This window comes from Kaistia sp. SLG-1, assembly GCF_059699055.1.
Window position 1 is genome coordinate 876314 of sequence record NZ_AP048544.1, and the last position, 19652, is coordinate 895965.

Annotated in this window: 15 protein-coding genes; 8 read left to right on the forward strand and 7 right to left on the reverse strand. The window is 67.9% G+C overall.

What is annotated here, in order from left to right; all coding sequences use genetic code 11:
* The first annotated feature begins 86 nt into the window (after positions 1-86).
* Positions 87-356, forward strand: a complete 270-nt coding sequence (locus AC6HZP_RS03965; RefSeq protein ID WP_497525485.1) for a DUF6460 domain-containing protein — start codon at positions 87-89, stop codon at positions 354-356.
* 13 nt (positions 357-369) lie between these two features.
* On the opposite strand, the gene AC6HZP_RS03970 is transcribed toward AC6HZP_RS03965, so the two are convergent.
* From AC6HZP_RS03970 to AC6HZP_RS03980, 3 genes are all read right to left on the reverse strand, one after another.
* Positions 370-1146, reverse strand: coding sequence for a TIGR02186 family protein (locus tag AC6HZP_RS03970; RefSeq protein ID WP_497525486.1), 777 nt, complete (start codon positions 1144-1146; stop codon positions 370-372).
* On the reverse strand, positions 1143-2072 hold the full coding sequence (locus AC6HZP_RS03975) for a sulfite exporter TauE/SafE family protein (protein ID WP_201402342.1): 930 nt from the start codon (positions 2070-2072) through the stop codon (positions 1143-1145). Before AC6HZP_RS03975 ends, AC6HZP_RS03970 begins: the two co-directional genes overlap by 4 nt.
* A gap of 191 nt (positions 2073-2263) precedes the next feature.
* Entirely contained in the window at positions 2264-5404 is a 3141-nt protein-coding gene (locus AC6HZP_RS03980; protein ID WP_497525487.1) for a hypothetical protein, read from the reverse strand.
* Between the two features lie 481 nt (positions 5405-5885).
* On the opposite strand from AC6HZP_RS03980, the gene AC6HZP_RS03985 reads away from it, so the two are divergent.
* Positions 5886-6344, forward strand: a complete 459-nt coding sequence (locus AC6HZP_RS03985; protein ID WP_201402344.1) for a MerR family transcriptional regulator — start codon at positions 5886-5888, stop codon at positions 6342-6344.
* 165 nt (positions 6345-6509) lie between these two features.
* Positions 6510-7124, forward strand: coding sequence for a hypothetical protein (locus tag AC6HZP_RS03990; RefSeq protein ID WP_497525488.1), 615 nt, complete (start codon positions 6510-6512; stop codon positions 7122-7124).
* Positions 7125-7340: 216 nt separating this feature from the next.
* On the opposite strand, the gene pip is transcribed toward AC6HZP_RS03990, so the two are convergent.
* From pip to AC6HZP_RS04005, 3 genes are all read right to left on the reverse strand, one after another.
* The gene (gene pip, locus AC6HZP_RS03995; RefSeq protein WP_497525489.1) at positions 7341-8321 is read right to left on the reverse strand and encodes a prolyl aminopeptidase; all 981 of its coding nucleotides are present in this window, start codon (positions 8319-8321) and stop codon (positions 7341-7343) included.
* A gap of 14 nt (positions 8322-8335) precedes the next feature.
* On the reverse strand, positions 8336-10153 hold the full coding sequence (locus AC6HZP_RS04000; protein WP_497525490.1) for a sodium:solute symporter family transporter: 1818 nt from the start codon (positions 10151-10153) through the stop codon (positions 8336-8338).
* An 82-nt stretch (positions 10154-10235) separates the two neighbouring features.
* Positions 10236-11525, reverse strand: coding sequence for an amidohydrolase family protein (locus tag AC6HZP_RS04005; RefSeq protein WP_497525491.1), 1290 nt, complete (start codon positions 11523-11525; stop codon positions 10236-10238).
* Between the two features lie 238 nt (positions 11526-11763).
* Here AC6HZP_RS04005 and AC6HZP_RS04010 point away from each other — a divergent pair, with 238 nt between their 5' ends.
* The 4 genes from AC6HZP_RS04010 (at position 11764) to AC6HZP_RS04025 (ending at position 17020) form a co-directional block, all read left to right on the forward strand.
* A complete protein-coding gene (locus tag AC6HZP_RS04010; RefSeq protein WP_497525492.1) occupies positions 11764-12456 on the forward strand; it encodes a MarC family protein in 693 nt (230 codons plus the stop codon).
* 204 nt (positions 12457-12660) lie between these two features.
* Positions 12661-14094, forward strand: coding sequence for a basic amino acid/polyamine antiporter (locus AC6HZP_RS04015; protein WP_497525493.1), 1434 nt, complete (start codon positions 12661-12663; stop codon positions 14092-14094).
* A 19-nt stretch (positions 14095-14113) separates the two neighbouring features.
* A complete protein-coding gene (gene arcA, locus AC6HZP_RS04020) occupies positions 14114-15358 on the forward strand; it encodes an arginine deiminase (RefSeq protein ID WP_497525494.1) in 1245 nt (414 codons plus the stop codon).
* A gap of 195 nt (positions 15359-15553) precedes the next feature.
* Complete coding sequence (locus tag AC6HZP_RS04025; RefSeq protein WP_497526731.1) at positions 15554-17020, forward strand: alpha/beta hydrolase; 1467 nt, start codon at positions 15554-15556, stop codon at positions 17018-17020.
* 42 nt (positions 17021-17062) lie between these two features.
* On the opposite strand, the gene gltS is transcribed toward AC6HZP_RS04025, so the two are convergent.
* Positions 17063-18268, reverse strand: coding sequence for a sodium/glutamate symporter (gltS, locus tag AC6HZP_RS04030; protein ID WP_497525495.1), 1206 nt, complete (start codon positions 18266-18268; stop codon positions 17063-17065).
* Positions 18269-18555: 287 nt separating this feature from the next.
* On the opposite strand from gltS, the gene AC6HZP_RS04035 reads away from it, so the two are divergent.
* Complete coding sequence (locus AC6HZP_RS04035; RefSeq protein ID WP_497525496.1) at positions 18556-19587, forward strand: helix-turn-helix domain-containing protein; 1032 nt, start codon at positions 18556-18558, stop codon at positions 19585-19587.
* Positions 19588-19652 lie beyond the last annotated feature (65 nt).

A 19652-nucleotide genomic window follows, 5' to 3' on the forward strand; every position in this document is an offset into this window, starting at 1 on the left:
CGGTTTTCCGACCGCCCCGATCCGCTATCATCCGACCGAATCGAACGCCGGGTCCGTGTCGGGCGCGGCGTCACAGGAGATGACGAATGAACGGCCTTCAACGCTTCATGGGCGGCTCGCCTGCCCAGGTCCTGCTTCGGCTGATCGTCATTTCGCTGGTCGTCGGCATCGTGCTCTCCGCGCTCGGACTGTCGCCCTACGACATCATCCAGAAGGCCGAGCAGATGGTCTGGCGCATCTGGAACATGGGCTTCGGCGCCATCGAGTGGATCTGGAAGTATTTCCTGCTCGGCGCGGTGATCGTCGTCCCGGTCTGGGTCGTCATCCGGCTCCTCAATCTGGGCAAGGGCGGCTAGCGGCCGTCCAGGCTCAGTCCCTGCGGAAGATGACACCGGCGAGCCAGCCGGTGAAGACCGCCAGGATCACGCAGATCACGCCGTAGAGCAGGCCCTGATTGTGGGCGAGGTCGAAGGTGAACTGCTCGAAGCCCATCTTGGCGATGCGGATCTCCGACTGGTCGGTGGCGAGCAGCGCGCCGTCGCGGAACAGATAGACGTTCACGACATAGCGCCCGACCGGCACGTTGGCCGGAATGCGCATGGCGGTCTGGAAGATCTCGTTGCCGGGAAAGGTGACGCCGTAGGCCTCGCTACGGAACAGGCCGTCCTGCTGTTTCAGCCGGATGAAGGCCTTGCGGAATTCGTCGTCGAAGTCCGCCGTTTCCGCCCCGTCGTCGGCCGAGACCGGGAAGATCATGTCGTCAGCGCCGATCTGGAAGCGCTTCAGGATCTGCGGCGTCGTCACCTGCGAAAGCGGGCGCGACGAGTTGATCGCGTAGAAGGACGGGATGTTGACGAAGGTGCGCGAGGCGCTGTTCAGCCAGACGCCGAGGAAGCGGTCCTTCTGGCGGGTCACCACCGTCTCGGGTGGGCCCTTGATCGCCACCACGACATCATAGAACTCGGCGCGCGAGACCGTTGCCGCGTCGCGCTCGATGGCGCCGAAGACGGTGATGCTGGTGCCCGTGAAGTTCGAGGTGATCCGCACCTCCTCGGCCGAAAGCGCGACGATGAGCTGCTCGGCGCGCGCCGGCGACAGCCCCAGCGAGAGCAGGGCGAGCGCGAGGAGGGCCGCCAGCCGTCTCACCTCGTGTCGCCCGTCAGCGTCGCCAGCGAGAACAGCTCGGCCGGCGTGTGGACCAGGTCGACGAGGAAGCGCACGCCGACGGCGAGCACCAGCAGCGCCAGCATGGCGCGGAGCTGGTCGCCGCGGACATAGGCGCCAACCCGCGTGCCGAACTGCGCGCCGATGACGCCACCGACCATCAGGATCAGCGCGAGCACGCCGTCGACCGTGTGGTTGCTGGTCGATTGCAGCACGGTCGCGACCGCCATCGTGCCGGTCATCTGGATCAGAGAGGTGCCGATGACGATGTTGGTGGGAACGCGCAGCAGGTAGATCAGCGCCGGCACCAGGATGAAGCCGCCGCCGATGCCGAGCAGCGATCCGAGCGCGCCGATGCCGACGCCGATGGCGATGACCGGGATGACGCTGACATAGAGTTTCGAGCGCTGGAAGCGCATCTTGAAGGGCAGGCCGTGCGCCCAGTTGTGCTGGCCGGGCCTGCGCAGCGGGGCCGGCCGGCCCTTCCGCGCATTGATCATGGCGCGGATCGATTCCGTCAGCATCAGGCCGCCGACGAGGCCGAGGAAGGTCACGTAGCAGATGGCGATGACCAGATCGAGCTGGCCATAGCGCCGGAGCATGCTGAATAGCCCGACGCCGATCGACGAGCCGACGATGCCGGACGCCACCAGCACCCCGGCGAGCTTCATGTCGACCATGCGGCGGCGCCAGAAGGTGATGGCGGCGGAAGCGGAGGAGGCGACGACCTGCGCCGTCGTGCTCGCGACCGCGACGGCGGGCGGAATGCCGGAGAAGATCAGGAGCGGTGTCAAAAGGAAGCCGCCGCCGACGCCGAAAAGGCCGGACAGGAAGCCGACGGCGCCGCCCATGCCGAAGATGATGAACATGTTCACCGGCAGTTCGGCTATGGGGAGGTAGATCTGCACGACGACAGAACCGCTGGCACAGGGTGGCGTTGAGGCAGAAGCCGGCCGCGACCGGACCGAAGCCATCACAAAGCCTAGTCAAGACAAGGGCATGACGAAGCAATGGACGTCGTGGCCGATAAAGCCGCTCGGCCCGCCTGTGTCAACGGCTGATCCGCCGGCGGCGACGAAGCGCCGGCCGGCTTCCAGCCTCAGCCGCGCGGCGTGGCCGTCTTCGTCACGTCGCGCATGCTCGTCTGCGCGGGCGAAGTCTTCCACTCCGGCCGGACGCGCGGCTCCGAATTGGCGGTGGTGTCGAGCGGCTTCGCCTTGAAGGTCTGCACCGAGGCGCGGGCGGCGGCGAGCGCGTCCGGCTTCATCGCCTTGGCGACCTCGTCGCGGCGCTTGCCGGCGTCGCGGTCGCCCTGCTGGGCGGCCAGCGCGAACCACTTGTAGGACTGCATCAGGTCGACGCCGACGCCGAGCCCGCGCGCATAGAGGACGCCGAGATTGTACTGGCTGTCGGCGACGCCGAGATTGGCGGCCTGGGTGAAATATTCCGCGGCGCGGCCATAGTCCGGGTCGCCGGTGGCGCCCTCGCTCATCAGCACCGCGAGATTGTGGGTGGCGCGGGCATTGCCCTGCGCGCTCGCCTTCTCGTACCAGCCCTGGGCGGCGGCGAGGTCGCGCTGCACGCCTTCGCCGCGCTCGTAGAGGCTGCCGGTGCGGTATTGCGCGATGGCGAGGCCGGCCTCGGCGGAGCGCTGGTACCAGTCGGCCGCGAGGCGCGCATCCTTCGGCACGCCGTTGCCGCCCTCGGAGAGACGGCGTCCCATCTCGAAGGCAGCGACGGCATCGCCCTTGGCGGCGGCCGTCTCTAGGTCCATGCCCTTGGTGGCGTCCGGGGTCGTGCTGAAGCTCGTGGCCGGCGGCGCTTCCGGCGCGATCGCGGCGAAGCGGCTGTCGGTCGTGGCGGGCGGGTCGAAGGCCAGCGCGCTGGAACCCTCGGAGTTCGGCGCCACCATGGCATTGGGAGCCGGCTTCGCCGGCGCGGCGACGGGGGCTGCCGGCTTGGCCGGAACCGAGCCGGTGGCGAGCGGATCGGTCGTCGCGGGAGCTGTGCTCTCGGTCGCGGTGCTGCGGGCCGACGGGAGAAGCTTGGAGGCCTGGCGCGTCAGCGGATCGGTCAGCTGCATGGCGCCGATCGCCAGCACGATGGCGGCGATGGCCAGCACCAGCGGCCGCTTGCGCGAGCGCAGCGCGTCGCCGATGCGGCTGAAGGTGCTCGGCCGTTCGCCGTCCTTGGCATCGTCGGCAAGCGCATCGGCGGATTCCGACTGCGCGGCCTGGGCGGCGCGGCGGGCGGCGGCGATGAAGTCGGCCTTGCGGTCGCCGGGGCGATCGGCCGGAGCAGCGCCGGTCACCACCGGAGCGTTGGGCGGCAGGACGGGGCGGCCCGAGCCCGGAGCGAGCGGGCGATGCTCTTCCGGCAGGCCGGCGCCGAGCGAGGAGGTCGTCCCGGACGCATGCGCGCGCTTAGCGTCGGAGCGCTCTTCGGTCTCGAGCTGGGCGATGCGGCTCACCACCTTGGCCAGCGTGTTGTGCACGGCCTCGAGCGTCTCGTGCGTCTGGCGATCCGACCGGTCGGCCGCCATCTGCAGGGCGCGCATGTCTTCGCGCAGCGCCTGGATCAGATGATCGTCCGTCCGGCCGTTCAGGCTGCCGGCGAATTCCTGGAAGGTGGCGCGGGCGGCGTCGCGCGCCGCTTCGATCGTATCCTGACGGCTGTCGCCGAGCAGGCTTTGCAGCCGGTCGAGGTTTTCCTCGACGCGGGAGATGGCGCGGGTGTCGGAGCCGGCCGAAACCTGCTCGGCCAGCGCGCCGACCTGCGCCTCGAGCTGCGCCAGCGCATGATGGTCGTCGGGCCGCGTCGTCTCGTCGAGCCGGCGGACGAGCGCCTGCATCTGTTCTTCGATCGCGCTCAGGCGGGCCGGCTCGCGTGCGACAAAATCCTCGCGCAGCTGGCTGATTTCCGAGCGCAGGCCGTCGAAGGAGTCGGAAGCGACCGGCGCGCGGAGCGTCGGCAGCTCGGCGAGGGCGTCGAAACGGCCGGCCAGCGCGTCGATGCGGTCCTCGAGCCGCGAGAGCGCCGTCGAATCGAGGCCCGCCGGACGCGGGTCGATCTCGTCGATGGTCGTGCGGATGCCGGCGATCTGCTTTTCCAGCCGGATCATCGTCAGCGGATCGGCGCCGCGGGAATGTCCGTCCATGTCGCGCCGGAGCGAATCGATCTCGCGCTCGATGCCGGAAAGGTCGATGGCCGGAGCCGGGCGGGAGGCGAGGGCGTCGATCGCGGCGTGCAGGCCGGCGACCTGCCGCTCCACGGCGGCGCTGACAGCGTCCGATCGGGAGATGGTCAGCGAGGCGACGGCGTTGCGGATGTCCTCGACCTCGGTCTCGAGCTCGCGCGACGGCGCGCTCGTCTCGATCGAAGTGGCGAGCTGCGCGATTTCCCGCGCCAGGCGGTCGAAGCGATCCTCACCGGGCGCGCGGCGGACGATCTCGTCCAGCCGCTCGATGATGTGGCCATAGCCGGATTCGATGGTGGCGAGCGTCGTCTCGCGGGCGGCGAGCTCGACCGACTGGCGGACTTCCGCCAGCTCGCGGCGCAGGTCGTCGATCGCCTCGGCTTCCGGCGGCCGGGTGTCGGCCAGCGCCTGGATGCGAGCGGCGAGTTCGTTCTTCAGCGTCTGGCCGCTTTCGTCCGTGCGGCGCGCCTCGGCCTGGATGCGGCGACCGAGCAGGGCGATGTCGTCGCGCAGCGCCGCGATGGCGTCCTCGATCGCGACGGCGTCGAAATGATTGGGCGCGCCGCTGGTCTCGCGGTCGATCGCCTGCTGGCGGTTGGAGATCTCGGCGATCGCCGCCTGCAGGCTGTTCAGCGTCTCGGTGCGGGCGCGGTTCGGCGCGCTGCCGGCCGAAGCGGGTTGCTGGACCGGAGCCTGGACGGGGGGCGCCTGGAGGGGAGCCTGCCTGGCCGTATCCACCTTGGCCGGATCCGATTTGGCGGCCGCCAGCTGGCTGGCAAGCGCGGCGAGCTTGGTCTCGATCCCGCTCAGCCGTTCGGCCTGGCGATCGTCGAGCTGGCGCCCGAGCGCGTCGATGCGGCCATCGAGGAGGGCGCGGCCGTTATCGGACTTCGGCGCGGGGGCACGCGGAACCGCGGGCTCGTCCGGCCGGATCGCCGGCCGTCGCGAGGATCCCTCGATCGCGTCGATCTGCTGGGAGAGATTGTCGACCAGGGCCGAGAGCGCGGCAAGGCGCTCGGCGCCATCCGGTTCCTGCCGGCGCACGAACACGCCAGCGGTTCGCCGCGGAAGGTCCGAGCCAGGCTGGCCTGTTCCGTAACCCGACCTGCTGTCCGACTTCATGTCCCACAACCCCTGGATGCCCTGATCACGGCATCGTCCCCAATCGCCATTGCCTCGTTGCCGACGCCGGGTGGCCCCTGGAGCCACTCGTGGCCCGATTCACCCTACTGGCTTCGTTTGCAGCTTCGCGTCATCATGGTAAACAACCGGTTAACCAACCAGCATGTTCTACACGCTTCGGTAATGAGGCTTAACGATTTTCCCAGAGCCGCCCATGGCTTAGGCGGCTTTTTTTGGAGGTCGCCTGAGCCGTTTAACCGTTATCGGAGAACGAAATTTCCGTTAGGTGACGATAAAGCGCTTTACCTGACGCAGCGACACCTGCATGAAGGGAGCATGCATTTCGGCGGCCTCCTCCCGGTTCGACCGATACGCTGCAACCAAGAATAAGGATGTGACTCCCATGAGCATGGCCCAACTTGCGGGGATTTCCCGTGAAGATCTCGACAGTGCCGGCGCCCCCGACGGCAACAAGCAGACCACCTTCACGATCGGCGATCTTTCGCGCGAGTTCGATGTCACCCTGAGGACGTTGCGTTTCTACGAGGACAAGGCGCTGCTCAATCCGCGCCGCGAAGGTCTGAACCGCATCTATTCCCGCCGCGACCGCTCGCGGCTGAAGTTGGTCCTGATGGGCAAGAAGGTCGGCTTCTCGCTGACCGAGATCAAGGAGATGCTCGATCTCTACGATCTGAAGGACGGTCAGGTGCTGCAGATGCGGCTGGCGCTGCGCAAGTTCAACGAGCAGATCGAAGTGCTCGAGCGCCAGAAGGTCGATATCGAGCAGGCGCTCGACGAACTCCGCCGCACCGTCGACGTGGTGGCGGGCCTGCTGCGCCAGAAGGAAGCCGGCGCCGCCTGATCCTTTCCGCAATCCGGACTGGCCGCGCCGATTCTGATTTCGGCCCGGCCCCTAGGTCGGCACCTTCTTCTCCTCCCTGGGTGCCGACCCTCTTCCCGCCGCGCGGGTTCGCGCCGCTGCCGCAGCGTGATAGGGTCGGCCGGCGTCGAAAAAGGGAGCAGGCTGATGTTGCAGGCATTCACCCCAAGACCGGTCACTACAAGGCCGGTCGATCCGGCGACGATGTGCCGTCGCATCGGGCTGGCCACGTTGACGATGGCGCTGCTTGCGGCCGCCGCGCCGGGCGCCGGCGCCGAGACGATCGCCCCGTCTCCCGCTCCCGGTTCCTCTGCCGCCTCCGACGCTGAAATCGCGCCCCGGGCCGGCCGCTACACGATGGTTCCGGCGGCAGGCGGCTTCGTCCGCCTCGACACGCAGACCGGCGCGGTTTCCCATTGCCAGCGCGGCGACGCGGCGGCGGGCGGCGTCTGGCATTGCGCCGCCATTCCCGAAGACGTGCTGACCGGACCCAAAGACGCGCTGACCGGACCGAAGGACGCGCTTGCCGGGCCGAAGTCGCCGGAAGCCGCCGGCGGCGACGTCGCCGAGCTCCAGCGCCAGGTGACGGCGCTTCGCACGCGCATCGACGAGATCGAACGCCGGCAGGAGCCCAAGCTCGGGGCATTGCCGTCCGGCGATCCGGAGCTCGATCGCGCCATGAACTTCAGCCAGGAGCTGATGCGCCGCTTCTTCGGCATGGTGCGCGAGCTGAAGCAGGACGCCGACGAGGGGCGGATCTGAAGCCGCTAGCGGGGTCTGAAATGCCCTTCCTTCACCTCTCCCTGAGGGAGAGGTCGACGCACGGAGTGCGGCGGGTGAGGGTTTACGGCCTCTCCGGAGAATTCCCTAAACCCTCACCCGGCTCTTCGAGCCGACCTCTCCCTCAGGGAGAGGTAAGGGGCAACGCGGCTCGGGGGGAGGGGAACGGACTCGCTCATCGAATTACGGGCCAGGTCCTCAGGCCGGCCGGGCTTTGAAGCGCTCGGTCGCCGCGATCAGCTCGTGGATGTTGCCGGGCTCCGACATGGCGTGGCCGGCATCCGGCACGATGCGGAGGTCCGACTCGGGCCAGACCTTCGACAGGTCCCAGGCGATCGCCGCCGGCGTGCAGAGGTCGTAGCGGCCATGCACGATGACGCCGGGGATCCTGGCGATCCGCCGGGCATTGGCGAGGATGAAGTCGTCGCGGTCGAAGAAGCCCCGGTTGACGAAATAGTGCGCCTCGATCCGGGCGAAGGCGAGCGCGTAATAAGGCGAGCCGAAGGCCGACACCCGCAGCGGGTCCGGCAGCAGCGACAACGCGTTGCCTTCCCACATGCTCCAGGCGCGGGCCGCCTTGAGGCGGACGGCCTCGTCCTCCGAGGTCAGCCGCCTGTGATAGGCGTTGATCATGTCGTGCCGTTCCTCGGGCGGGATCGGCGCCTGGTAGGCCTCGAACGCCTCCGGCAGCAGCCAGGACGCGCCTTCCTGGTAGAACCACAGCAATTCGCGTTCGCGCAGCGTGAAGATGCCGCGCAGCACCAGCTCGCTGACGCGCTCCGGATGCGTCTCGGCATAGGCGAGCGCCAGGCACGAGCCCCAGGATCCGCCGAAAAGCTGCCATCGCTCGATGCCGAGATGCTCCCGGATCGTCTCCATGTCGCCGACGAGGTCCCAGGTCGTGTTTTCGCGGAGCTCGGCATGCGGCGTCGAGCGGCCGCAGCCGCGCTGGTCGAACAGGATGATCCGGTAGGCGGCGGGATCGTGATAGCGCCGCATGTTGGGGCCGCAGCCGGCGCCTGGCCCGCCATGCACCATCAGCACCGGCTTGCCGTCGGGATTGCCGCATTCCTCGACATGGATCTCATGCAGGGCCGAAACCTTGAGCCGGTGCACGGCATAGGGCTCGAGCGGCGGGAAGAGCTGCAGGCGGTTCTGGGCGGAGGAATCGGGGGGCATGGCGGAACTCCGGGTCAGGCGTCGGTCGGCTTGTCGGCCGGGAGCGGCGGCGCGCCGGGCGCTTCGCGACGCAGGAGTCTTGCCGCGAAGGCCGGCAGCGGTCCGAACAGGGATGCCGGTGTGGTGCCGGGCGCGGCGAGGGCGGGTGTCGGCTCTGCTGTTTCGGTAGGCGCCGGTTCAGCAGGGTTCGCGGCGGCGACGCTCGCGGCGGGGATCGGGGCCGGCTGGGGAGCGGGGCGGGATCTCGCCTTCCAGCGGCGCTGCAGCTTTCGCGCCGCGTAGCGGATGCGAAGCCAGACCAGCGGCCATGGCACGCCGGGCAGCAGCGACAGCGCCAGCAGGGTCGCCACGCCGCAGACCATGCCGATCAGGCCGGACAGCCCGACGGGCAGGCCGAACCAGCCCGTCGGCCCCAGCACCGTCGGCGTGACCGTGCCCATGCCGAGGAAGCGCCCGGCGACCTCCGGCGCGAAGCGTGCGAGCAGCACGTTGGCGACGGTCAGCCACAGCCCGACCGCGATGGCGGCGACCGCGGCGAGCGGTGTGGCGCGCCGCATGCGCCAGCCGACGAGCAGCAGCGGCGCGAGGCTCGCCGCCGAGACCGACAGCGCGACGCCGGCCAGCATGGCGATGCTGCCGATGGAAAGGCGGTTCATGCCGAGGATGGCGGCTGTGACCAGGAGGATGCCGAGCCGGGTGATGAAGATGCGCCGCCCGGCCGGCACCCGCCGCTCGATGAAGGCGCCGTAGAGATCGTTGCCGATCGTCGTCGCGGCGGTGGCGAGCCCCATGGCGATGGCGATCAGCGAGGCGGCGAGCAGGCCGCCGATCAGAAGCACCGCCGGCATGGCGGAAAGCCCGACCCGGTCCGGGAAATTGACGACGAGGCCGAGCGGATCGAGCGTCGCCTCGATGCCCGCCAGCCGGCCATAGACGGCGTAGCTCGGCGCCGCCAGCAGGATCACCGCCGCGATGGCGATGCCGGCGACGAGATTGCGCCGTGCGGGCGGCTGCCTCAATGTCGACCAGGCCGGGAAGATCAGCGTCGGCATCGCCCCGACGCCGGCGACCAGCGAGATGGCGAAGGCGGTGATCACCAGGTCGGGGATGCGCGTCGCGCTCGAAAGCGACTCGGGCTCGGCCAGCCCGATCCACGGCATCGGCAGCCAGCTTTCGCCGAGCGAGACCGCCGCCACCGGCACCAGATAGGAAAGGGCCACGATCGGCCCGAGGACGGCCGCGATGGCGATCGCCGCCCGAAGGCCGCCGATGACACAACCGAGCGCGGCGAGGCCGAGGAGGATGTCCTCGGCGAGCTGCGGCCTGAGGCCCAGCATGCGTCCCGCCACCGTGCCGGCCAGCGACGCTTCCGCCGCCAGCAGCGGCAGCAGCGTCAGCAGGACGGCGACGGCGGAAAGGGCCCGGACCGGGGTTCCGAACCGCGTGCCGAGCGCCTCGGCCAGCGTCGTCGCGTGCAGGCTGCGCGCCGCCGGCGCGACGACGAGGACTGCCAACGCAAGGCCGATGACGAAGGCGGCGATCAGGACCAGTCCGCGCGCGCCGCCGAGCGCGGTGCCGACCGGGGCTGCGGCGAGTACGATCGCCGACAGCGCCGTGCCGGCGAGGGCCCAGCCGATCGCGGCGGAGGCCAGATTGCCGCCGCGCATGATGTCGCCGAAGTCGAGCGAGCGAAATCTGACGGCAATCGCGGCGGCGATCGCCAGCGGGACAATGGGGAACAGGGCGGGCAGCACGGGCCAGGCGCCGAACTGATCCAGCGCCTCGACCAGCGCCAGGCTCGCCAGAACGATGACGAGGGCGGTCGCCGCCATTGTCCCGAGACGCACTTCTCCGACCAATTCAGCCTCTTCCTGCCCGTTCGACGGCCGATCGGACAGGAGCGGCTCTCCCTTGTCAACGATGGTTTCCCACGCCCTCCGTGACAACCGGAGTTTTGGCGGATCGACGCGGCGAGGCCGCCTGCGGCCGGATCAGCCGGGCGGCCTCGCGCTCGAAGGTCTTCACGCCGCGCTTGAAGCCCATCAGGGGCTGGGCGATCTCGGCGACGGCATGGGCCGGATCGGTGGCGTCCATCACGACCATGTCGGCGGCGTTGCCGACCGCGATGCCGTAATCGGTGCAGCGCATCAGCCGCGCGGCTGATCCCGTCACCATGTCGAGGCAGCAGAGCATGTCCGCCCGGCGGCCGAGCTGGGCGACATTGGCATAGAGGTTGGCGATGCGGTTCAGCGAACCGTCGCCGAACGGGGTGAACGGGTTCAGCACATTGTTGGTCGCGAGCGAGCAGGTGACGCCGAGCTCGGCCAGGCGATGCGCCGGCGCCACGCCGCGCGGCACGCTGTGCTCGTGCTTTCGCCCCATCAGATAGAGATCCGTCGCCGGCAGGACGGTGACGGCGATGCCGGCGGCGGCGAGTTTCTGCCCGATCGCGGTCAGCGTCGCCGGCGGAATTGCTGAAAGCTTGGTCACATGCCCGACCGCGACGCGCCCGCCCCAGCCGCTCCGCTCGGTCGCCGCGATGACGGTGTCGAGATGCATCCAGCCGGGGTCGAGGTCGAAATCGAGGTGAAAATCGATGTCGAGATCGAATTCCCGGGCGATGGCGAAGATGCGATCGACATGGCCTTCGGGATCCGTGTCGGTATAGGGACAGCCGCCGATCGCGTCGGCCCCTGACTCGCAGGCGGCGACGATGAGCGCCTCGGCGCCGGGATCGTTGAAGAGCCCCTCCTGCGGAAACACGCAGAGTTCGAGATCGACCGCCCAGGCATAGTCCCGCTTCAGCCGGCGGAGTGCCTCGAACGAGCGCAGCCCGATGCGCGGATCGATCTCGACATGCGTCCGGATCCGCATGGTTCCCTGCAGGATCGCCTTCACGAGCGTCCGTTCGGCGCGGGCATGGACGTCGTCCTCGCTGAAGTCCCGCTTCAGCCGCGAGACTTCGGCGATCGCCTCGCCGAGCGCGCCATCAGCCGAGCAGCGGTCAAGGATGCAGGATTTGTCGAGATGGATGTGGCTGTCGACGAAGCCGGGCAGCACCAGCCGGTCGCCGGCCGTCTCGCTGCGCCGGGCGGGCCCGAGATCCCTGCCGATCGCCGCGATGACGCCGTCGACGACGCCGATGTCGAAGGAGCCGCGGCCCTGCTCGGGCAGGCGGGCGTTGCGCAGGACGAGGTCGAACATCGTGCGGGCTCCAAGGCCTGATATGCGGCAGCCGGACACAAGGCGGGATTTCCGGCTGCCGGGTTCTCCCAAGCAAGTCCCGCGCCATGACCGGGCGTCCGGACAGCGAGGGTTCCGCAAAGGGCGGGCGCGGCCGGTTGTGCCGGATGGCCCCTATCGAAAGAAAGTTGCGGCCGGCGCGGGCGCAACGGAAGATGCGCGGCAGGGGCTGCCGATTCTGTCGGCTCGGGGAGGCGACATGCAGACTTTCGTGAGCGATCCGGCGCTGATGTTTCTGGCCCTGATCGCGCTCTACAGCCCGCTGGCGGCGCTTTCGTCCTATTTGCCGGTGGTCGGCCCCTACAGCCAGAAGGACCAGCTCCGGCTGGCCCTCGGCCTGTTTCGCAATGTGGCGATCTTCGTGCTCGCGGCGATCTGGATCGGCGAGCCGCTGCTGCGCCTGCTCGGCATCAGCACGGCGGCGCTGTCGATGACGGGCGGCATCGCACTTCTCTACGCTGGCATTCCGATGATGCGCGGGATTGACGAGGTTGTGCCGGAGCAAGCCGCCGCCGCCATGCCGGATGCGTCCGGGACCGTGGAGAACTGGCGGTCAGTCCTGTTCACGCCGCTGACGTTTCCGCTGACCGTCGGCGGCACCACTTTCGGCCTGATCGTCGCCTTCGCGTCGCGGGGCAACGGCGTGGCGGACGAGTTGCGCTTCACCGTCGCTGGCCTTGCCTATGCGGTCGTCACCAGCGTCACCCTCTACGCCGCCGGCCATCTTCACCGCCGCGTTTCGCCGCGGATGCGGATCATCCTCTCGCGTGTGGCAGGCATCCTTCTGACGGCGATCGCCGTAACGCTCCTCGCCAATGGAGGGACGCAGCTGGTCGTTGCGACGCTTCGCGAACTGGGCGTTCTGGGGCCAGGGATCGCCCCGGCCATCTAGGCCGATCAAGTTCTTTCACGGCTTCGGCAGTATTGGCCTCAGGCCCGCGTTGTCGGGGGAGAGTGTGCGGGCATGACCGAGTGGAAGAGGAAGCTTCCGGCACAATGGTACGATTTGACTAGACTTGGGACACCTTGCTCATGCCTCCCTCGCGGGAAGAGGGCATAAGAATTCCTAGCCTGCTGCATTCTGGGGGGAAATGATATGGCATCGGCGACGACGGGGAAGCTGTCTCTCGGGGCGTTGACCGCGATGGTCGTCGGCTCGATGGTCGGGGCGGGTATCTTCAATCTGCCGGGGCGGTTTGGTTCGGCCACCGGGCCGTTTGGCGCCATCATCGCCTGGCTGATCGCCGGAACCGGCATGTACATGCTGGCCCGGGTGTTCCAGGCGCTGGCCGAAAAGCGCCCCGACATCGATTCCGGCGTGTTCGCCTATGCGAAGGCCGGCTTCGGCGACTATATGGGCTTCCTGTCGGCCTTCGGCTACTGGCTCGGCAGCTGCCTCGGCAACGTCTTCTACTGGGTGCTGATCGGCTCCACCCTCGGTCGCTTCTTCCCGGAAATCTTCGGCGACGGCAGCGCACCCACCGCCATCATCGTCTCGCTGGCCGGCGTGTGGCTGTTCCACTTCATGATCCTCCGCGGCGTCGAGCAGGCGGCCTTCGTCAACACCATCGTCACCATCGCGAAGATCGTGCCCATCCTCGTGGCTGTTCTCGCAATGGTCTTCTTCTTCAACTACGCGCAGTTCTCGGAGAACTTCTTCGGCGGCATCGGCATGCCGGAGAAGACGCTGGTTGCGCAGGTGCGCGACACGATGCTGATCACCGTGTTCGTCTTCCTCGGCATCGAAGGCGCGAGTGTCTATTCACGCTTCGCCAAGAAGCGCTCGGACGTCGGCAGCGCGACGATCCTCGGCTTTGTCGGCGTGACCGGCCTGATGGTCGCCATTACGCTGCTGCCCTATGCCAACATGCCCCGCGCGACGATCGCGGGCGTCAGCAATCCCTCGCTGGCCGGCGTGCTCGAAGTGGTGGTCGGCCATTGGGGCGCGGTGTTCATCTCGATCGGCGTGCTGATCTCGGTGCTTGGCGCCTATCTGGCTTGGTCTCTGATTTGCGCGGAGGTTCTGTTCGCCGCCGCCAAGTCGCAGGACATGCCGAAGCTCTTCGCCGCGCAGAACGGCAACCGGGTCCCTGCCAACGCGCTGTGGCTGACCAATATCGTCGTGTCGCTGTTCATCATCTCGACCTACTGGTCGCGGGATGCGTTCAACTTCATGCTCGACATGACCAGCGTGACGGCGCTGCTGCCCTATCTGCTCGTCGCGGGCTACGGCGTGCTGCTCGCCCGCAGCGGCAAGGGCTATGAATCCACCCCGAGCGAGCGCCGCCGCGACCAGATCTTTGCCTGGATCGCCGTCTTCTACACGCTCGTCATGTTCGTCGCCGCCGGGCTCAAATACGTGCTGCTCGTGGCGGTGTTGTTCGTGCCGGGCACCATTCTCTACGTCTGGGCCCGCCGCGAGCAGAATGCCCGCCTCTTCACCCCGACAGAACTCGTCGTCTTCGCCGTCACGGTGGTCGCTGGCCTCATCGGGACCTACGGCCTGCTGACCGGCACGATCACACCTTGAATGGAAGGATAGTCACATCATGGCCAATGAAATCCAGTTCGGTGTCCATTCCGAAGTCGGTCAGCTCCGCAAGGTGCTGGTCTGTGCACCCGGTCGCGCGCATCAGCGCCTGACGCCGAGCAATTGCGACGACCTGCTGTTCGATGACGTGCTCTGGGTCGACAACGCCAAGCGCGACCACTTCGACTTCATCACCAAGATGCGCGACCGCGGCATCGAAGTGCTGGAGATGCACAATCTCCTCGCCGAGACGGTGGCGATCCCGGAAGCGAAGAAGTGGATCCTCGACAACCAGGTCGTGCCGAACCAGGTCGGCCTCGGCCTCGTCGACGAAGTGCGCTCCTATCTCGAGGGGCTCACGAACCGCGAGCTGGCCGAGACGCTGATCGGCGGCCTGTCGACGGCGGAGTTCCCCGAGACGCATGGCGGCGAGATGCTGAAGCTCGTGCGCGAGGCAGCCGGCGTCAACGAATATCTGCTGCCGCCGCTGCCGAACACGCTCTACACGCGCGACACCAGTTGCTGGATCTATGGCGGCGTCACGCTGAACCCGCTCTACTGGCCGGCCCGGCACGAAGAGACGATCCTCACCACCTCGATCTACAAGTTCCATCCCGACTTCGCCGGCAAGGTGAACGTATGGTGGGGCGATCCGACCGAGGATCACGGGCTTGCCACCTTCGAGGGCGGCGACGTCATGCCGATCGGCAAGGGCAATGTCCTGATCGGCATGAGCGAGCGCACCTCGCGCCAGGCCATCAGCCAGGTGGCGCAGGCCCTGTTCGAGAAAGGGGCGGCGGAGCGTGTCATCGTCGCGGCGATGCCGAAGCTGCGTGCCGCCATGCATCTCGACACCGTCTTCACTTTCGCCGATCGCGACTGCGTGCTGCTCTATCCCGATATCGTCAACGGTATCGGTGCCTTCTCTTACCGCCCGGACGGCAAGGGCGGACTGGAGCTGCACAAGGACAAGGGCACCTTTGTCGAGACCGTGCGCGACGCGCTTGGCCTCAAGAAGATGCGTGTCGTCGAGACCGGTGGCAACGACTACATGCGCGAGCGCACGCAGTGGGATTCGGGCGCCAACCTCGTCTGCGCGTCGCCCGGCGTCGTCTACGCCTATGACCGCAACACCTACACCAACACGCTGCTGCGCAAGGAAGGCATCGAGGTCATCACCATCACCGGCGCCGAGCTCGGCCGCGGCCGTGGCGGCGGCCATTGCATGACCTGCCCGATCTCGCGCGACGCCGTCGACTACTAGTCGCGTTTCGAGCGAAATGGAGCCCGCCCCGCAAGGGCGGGCTTTTCGTTTCCGGGGGCATCTGACGCGCGTTCAAAACTCTGTCCGCAACGGTTGCGCTGGACCGCTTTGTCGCGCATGGATGGCTGGATCAGACGAGACGTCGATCGGCTCTACTTCACCGCCGGTCCGTCCAACCGGGAAGACATCCGCACGATGCGTTGGCTGCTGCGCAACCTGAAGCGAGCGATCGCGCTCGTCGTCGTCATCCTCCTGACGCTGCTCGCGGCGCGCATCTACGAGACGCAGCGCGGCCTGCCGCTGGCGCTCTGGCACACCCATGTGCCGCACGAGATGACGGCGAAGCAGATGGAGAAGGCGATCTGGCCGGACTACACCCGGACGGAAAACGCGATCTTCGACGACATCCGCGACGAGGTGACGGCCAAGCTCCCGGCCGAGCAGAAGGTCGCTTCCAACCGCTATTTCGCGGATAGCCGGGTCAACCCCGAAAGCTTCAAGCAGGACTGGAACCGTTCCGTCGTCCTGCAGCCCGAGGGGGCGCCGGTGGGCGCGGTGGTGCTGCTGCACGGCCTGACGGATTCGCCCTACAGCCTCCGCCACATCGCCGAGCGCTATCGCGATCGCGGCTTCGTCGCCGTCCTCATCCGCCTCCCTGGCCACGGCACAGTCCCGGCCGGGCTGACCGCCGTCGACTGGGAAGACTGGATGGCGGCGACCCGGCTCGCGGTCCGCGAGGCCAAGCGGCTCAGCGGGGCCGAGGCGCCGCTGCATCTCGTCGGTTATTCGAATGGTGGCGCGCTGGCGCTGATGTATGCGCTCGACGCCGTCGAGGACCCATCGCTGGCGCGTCCCGACCGGCTCGTCCTGCTGTCGCCGATGGTCGGCGTGACGCGGTTCGCGCGCTTCGCGGGGCTTGCCGGCCTTCCGGCCATTCTTCCCGCCTTCGCCAAGACCGCATGGCTCGGCCGGCCGCCGGAATTCAACCCGTTCAAGTACAATTCATTCCCGGTCAACGCCGCCCGGCAGTCGCATCTCCTGTCGTCGACGCTGCAGGAGCGCATCGCCCGTCTGGCGCGCGAGGGGAAGCTCGGCGGCCTCGCGCCGGTGCTGACCTTCCAGTCGGTCGTCGATTTCACCGTCTCGACGCAGGCGATCATCGCGGCGCTCTATGACCAGCTGCCGGCCAATGGCAGCGAGCTGGTGCTGTTCGACATCAACCGCAATGCCAAGCTCGGGCCGTTGCTGAACGCGTCGACCGACACCGTGCTTTCGCGCGTCCTGCCGCCGGCCGAGCGGCGCTACCGGACGACCGTCATCGCCAATGCGTCGGCTGACGAGAGCGAGGTGGTGGCGCGCACGGTCGAGGCCGGCCAGACCGCCGAGCAGACGACGCGGCTGGGGCTCGATTATCCGCACGACGTCTATTCGCTGTCGCATGTGGCGCTGCCGTTCCCGGTCGATGACGGCCTCTACGGCACGGATCCGGATCCGGCGGACGATTTCGGCATCAATCTCGGTGCCATTGCCTCGCGCGGCGAGCGGGGCACGCTCCTCGTCGGCCTCGACACGCTGATGCGGATCTCGTCGAACCCGTTCTATCCCTATCTGATCGAACGGGTGGAAGCGCTGATGCAGCCCGCGGCGACGCCGTCGCCCTGAGCGGGAGGCGGCGTCTATCGGCGGCCCATTGGCGGCCCAATGTCAGCGGACGAAGAAGCCGATGACGATGGCGTTGGCGATGTCGATGAAGAAGGCCGAGACCAGCGGCAGGATGATGAAGGCCATCGGCGCCGCGCCATGCACCTTGGTGACGGCGGTCATGTTGGCGATCGCCGTCGGCGTCGCGCCGAGGCTGATGCCGCTGAAGCCGGACGAAATAACCGCCGCCTCGTAATTGCGGCCCATGGCCGGGAAGACGACGAACAGCATGTAGAGCACGGCGGCGATCGTCTGGAGGCCGAGGACGAGCACCAGCGACGGGCCGAGGCCGCCGAGCGTCCAGAGCTGCATGCTCATCAGCGACATGGCGAGGAAGACGTTCAGCGACAGATCGGAAATGAGCGCCAGCGCGCGGGTGCGAGTCGGCCAGTGCATGGCCGGCATCAGCCGGGGCAGGGTGTTGGTCAGCACGATCGCCACCAGCAGGCAGGCGACGAAGAGCGGCAGGCGGATGCCGAACTCGGTGAAGATCTCGTCGAGCGCATAGCCCAGCAGCACCGCGACGTTGAGGACCAGGATGGTCCGCAGCAGGCTGATATGGCTGACGTCGTCGCCGTCGGTAGCGCCCTTGTCCTTCGGCAGGCCGATCATCGGACGCGCGCCCGTCGGGCCGCTCAGTCCGTAGCGCGAGATCAGGAGTCGCGCGACCGGGCCGCCGACGAGGCTCGCGACCACGAGGCCGAGCGTCGCCGCCGCGATGCCGACTTCCATGGCGTTCACCAGGCCGAATTTCTGCGTGATCATCGGCGCCCACGCGATCGTCGTGCCGTGGCCGCCGATCAGAGACGCCGATCCGAGCAGGACCGTGATCCCCTCCGGCAGTCCGAGCACGGCGACGCTGCCGGCGGCGATCAGGTTCTGGATGACGAGGAAGACGAGCGTGAGCAGCAACAGGACGAGCAGGGGCTTGCCGCCCGCGAGCAGGTCGTCCAGCCGCGCGTTGAGGCCGATACCGGTGAAGAAATAGAGCAGCAGCAGGTCGCGGGCGCCGAGATCGAACGAGATCGTGGTGTCGAAGAAGCGGTAGGCGCACAGCGTGGCAAGCGCCGCGAGCAGGCCGCCGGTCACCGCCTCCGGGATGTTCCAGCGCCGCAGCGGCGCGATCCAGTGATTGAGGCCCGTGCCGACGAAGAAAACGACGATCGCGATCGTCAGGCTGAGGAATCCTGGAACTGCAACGGTCGTCACGTTTGCCAATACCTGTCTTGTTAGCCGCTGGGCCTTGGGTCGTCGGAGGGCGCTCGGTGGCGCTCGCAGGGCGGGTGAACCGAATCAATCTCGCCTCCGCAAGACCTACACGGCCGATCCATTCCTGGCGATTTCGAAAATGCCCCGGGTCCCGCGTCGCCGGGACATCGCCCTTTCGAGCCATTCCAGTCTTGACCCAGATCAATTGTCACCTGCCGTCCGTATTGATAAAAGCAGTCCTCGGGGCTGACGTAAGGTTTGAACGCGGAGGCGGCGGGGGCCCCACCATGACTGTTCAGAAGACGGCAGCGGAAACGCGAGCCAAGCCGACCCATTTCAGCACAGCTTCGCTGCCCGTCCGCGATCAGTTCGACGCCTGGCGGGTCTTCATGGCGCCGGCGATCGATCTCGACATAAGGGGTGGGCGCACCGAGGCCTTCGAGGCCGAGCAGACCGCCTGGGACATCGGCAGCTTCGCGCTGACACGGGCGAGCCTGCCGGGCGACGGCCGCGAGCGTGTCTGGCAGCATCACCGGAAAAATGCCCTCGACCACTGGTGTTTCGTGGTCGTCCAGGGGAACGCTCGCGGTGCGGGCGGCGCATCCCGGCACCTGTTCTTCCGTTCGCTCGGCGAGCCCTTCGACGGCGCGGCGAGCGATAGCAACGTGCTCAGCCTCTATATCCCGCGTGAACTGTTTGGCGAACGGCTGACCCGCATCGACAGCGCCACGAGCGAGGTTCCGAACCTCGGGATCGGCGCGCTTCTCGCCGATTATTTCATCAGCCTGGAGCAGCGGCTGCCGGATATCGCGGTCGCGGATCTGCCGCAGGTGGCCGAGGCGACACGGGCGATGATCGCCGCCTGCGTCCGCCCCAGCGCCGAGCGGATCGAGGTGGCGCAGGGCGCCATCGTCGCCACGCTGATGGAGCGGGCGCGCCAGATCGTGCAGGCCAATCTCGGCAATATGCGTTTCGGACCGGAGCATCTCGCCCGCGATCTCGGCGTGTCGCGGTCGAGGCTCTATCGGATCTTCGAGCCGTTCGGCGGTGTCGCGCGCTATATTCATCGCCAGCGCATGCTCGCCGCCCATACGGCCCTTTCCGATCCGGCCAATGCCAGCTCCATTGTCCGCATCGCCGAGAGCGTGGGTTTCGGCGATGCGTCGGGCTTCAGCCGCGGGTTCAAGCAGGAGTTCGGCTACAGCCCGCGCGATGCGCGCGTCGCCGGGACGATCCGCTTGTCCGTCCCGCCGCCGCCGCGTCTGCGCGGATCGCAGACGACCGATTTCGCGACGATCCTGCGTCGTCTCGCAGCGTGAGGTTTTGCTGGCCCTTTGGGATTTCGCGCACAGGTCTGGGATGCGGCGCTCATCACAGTTCGCGG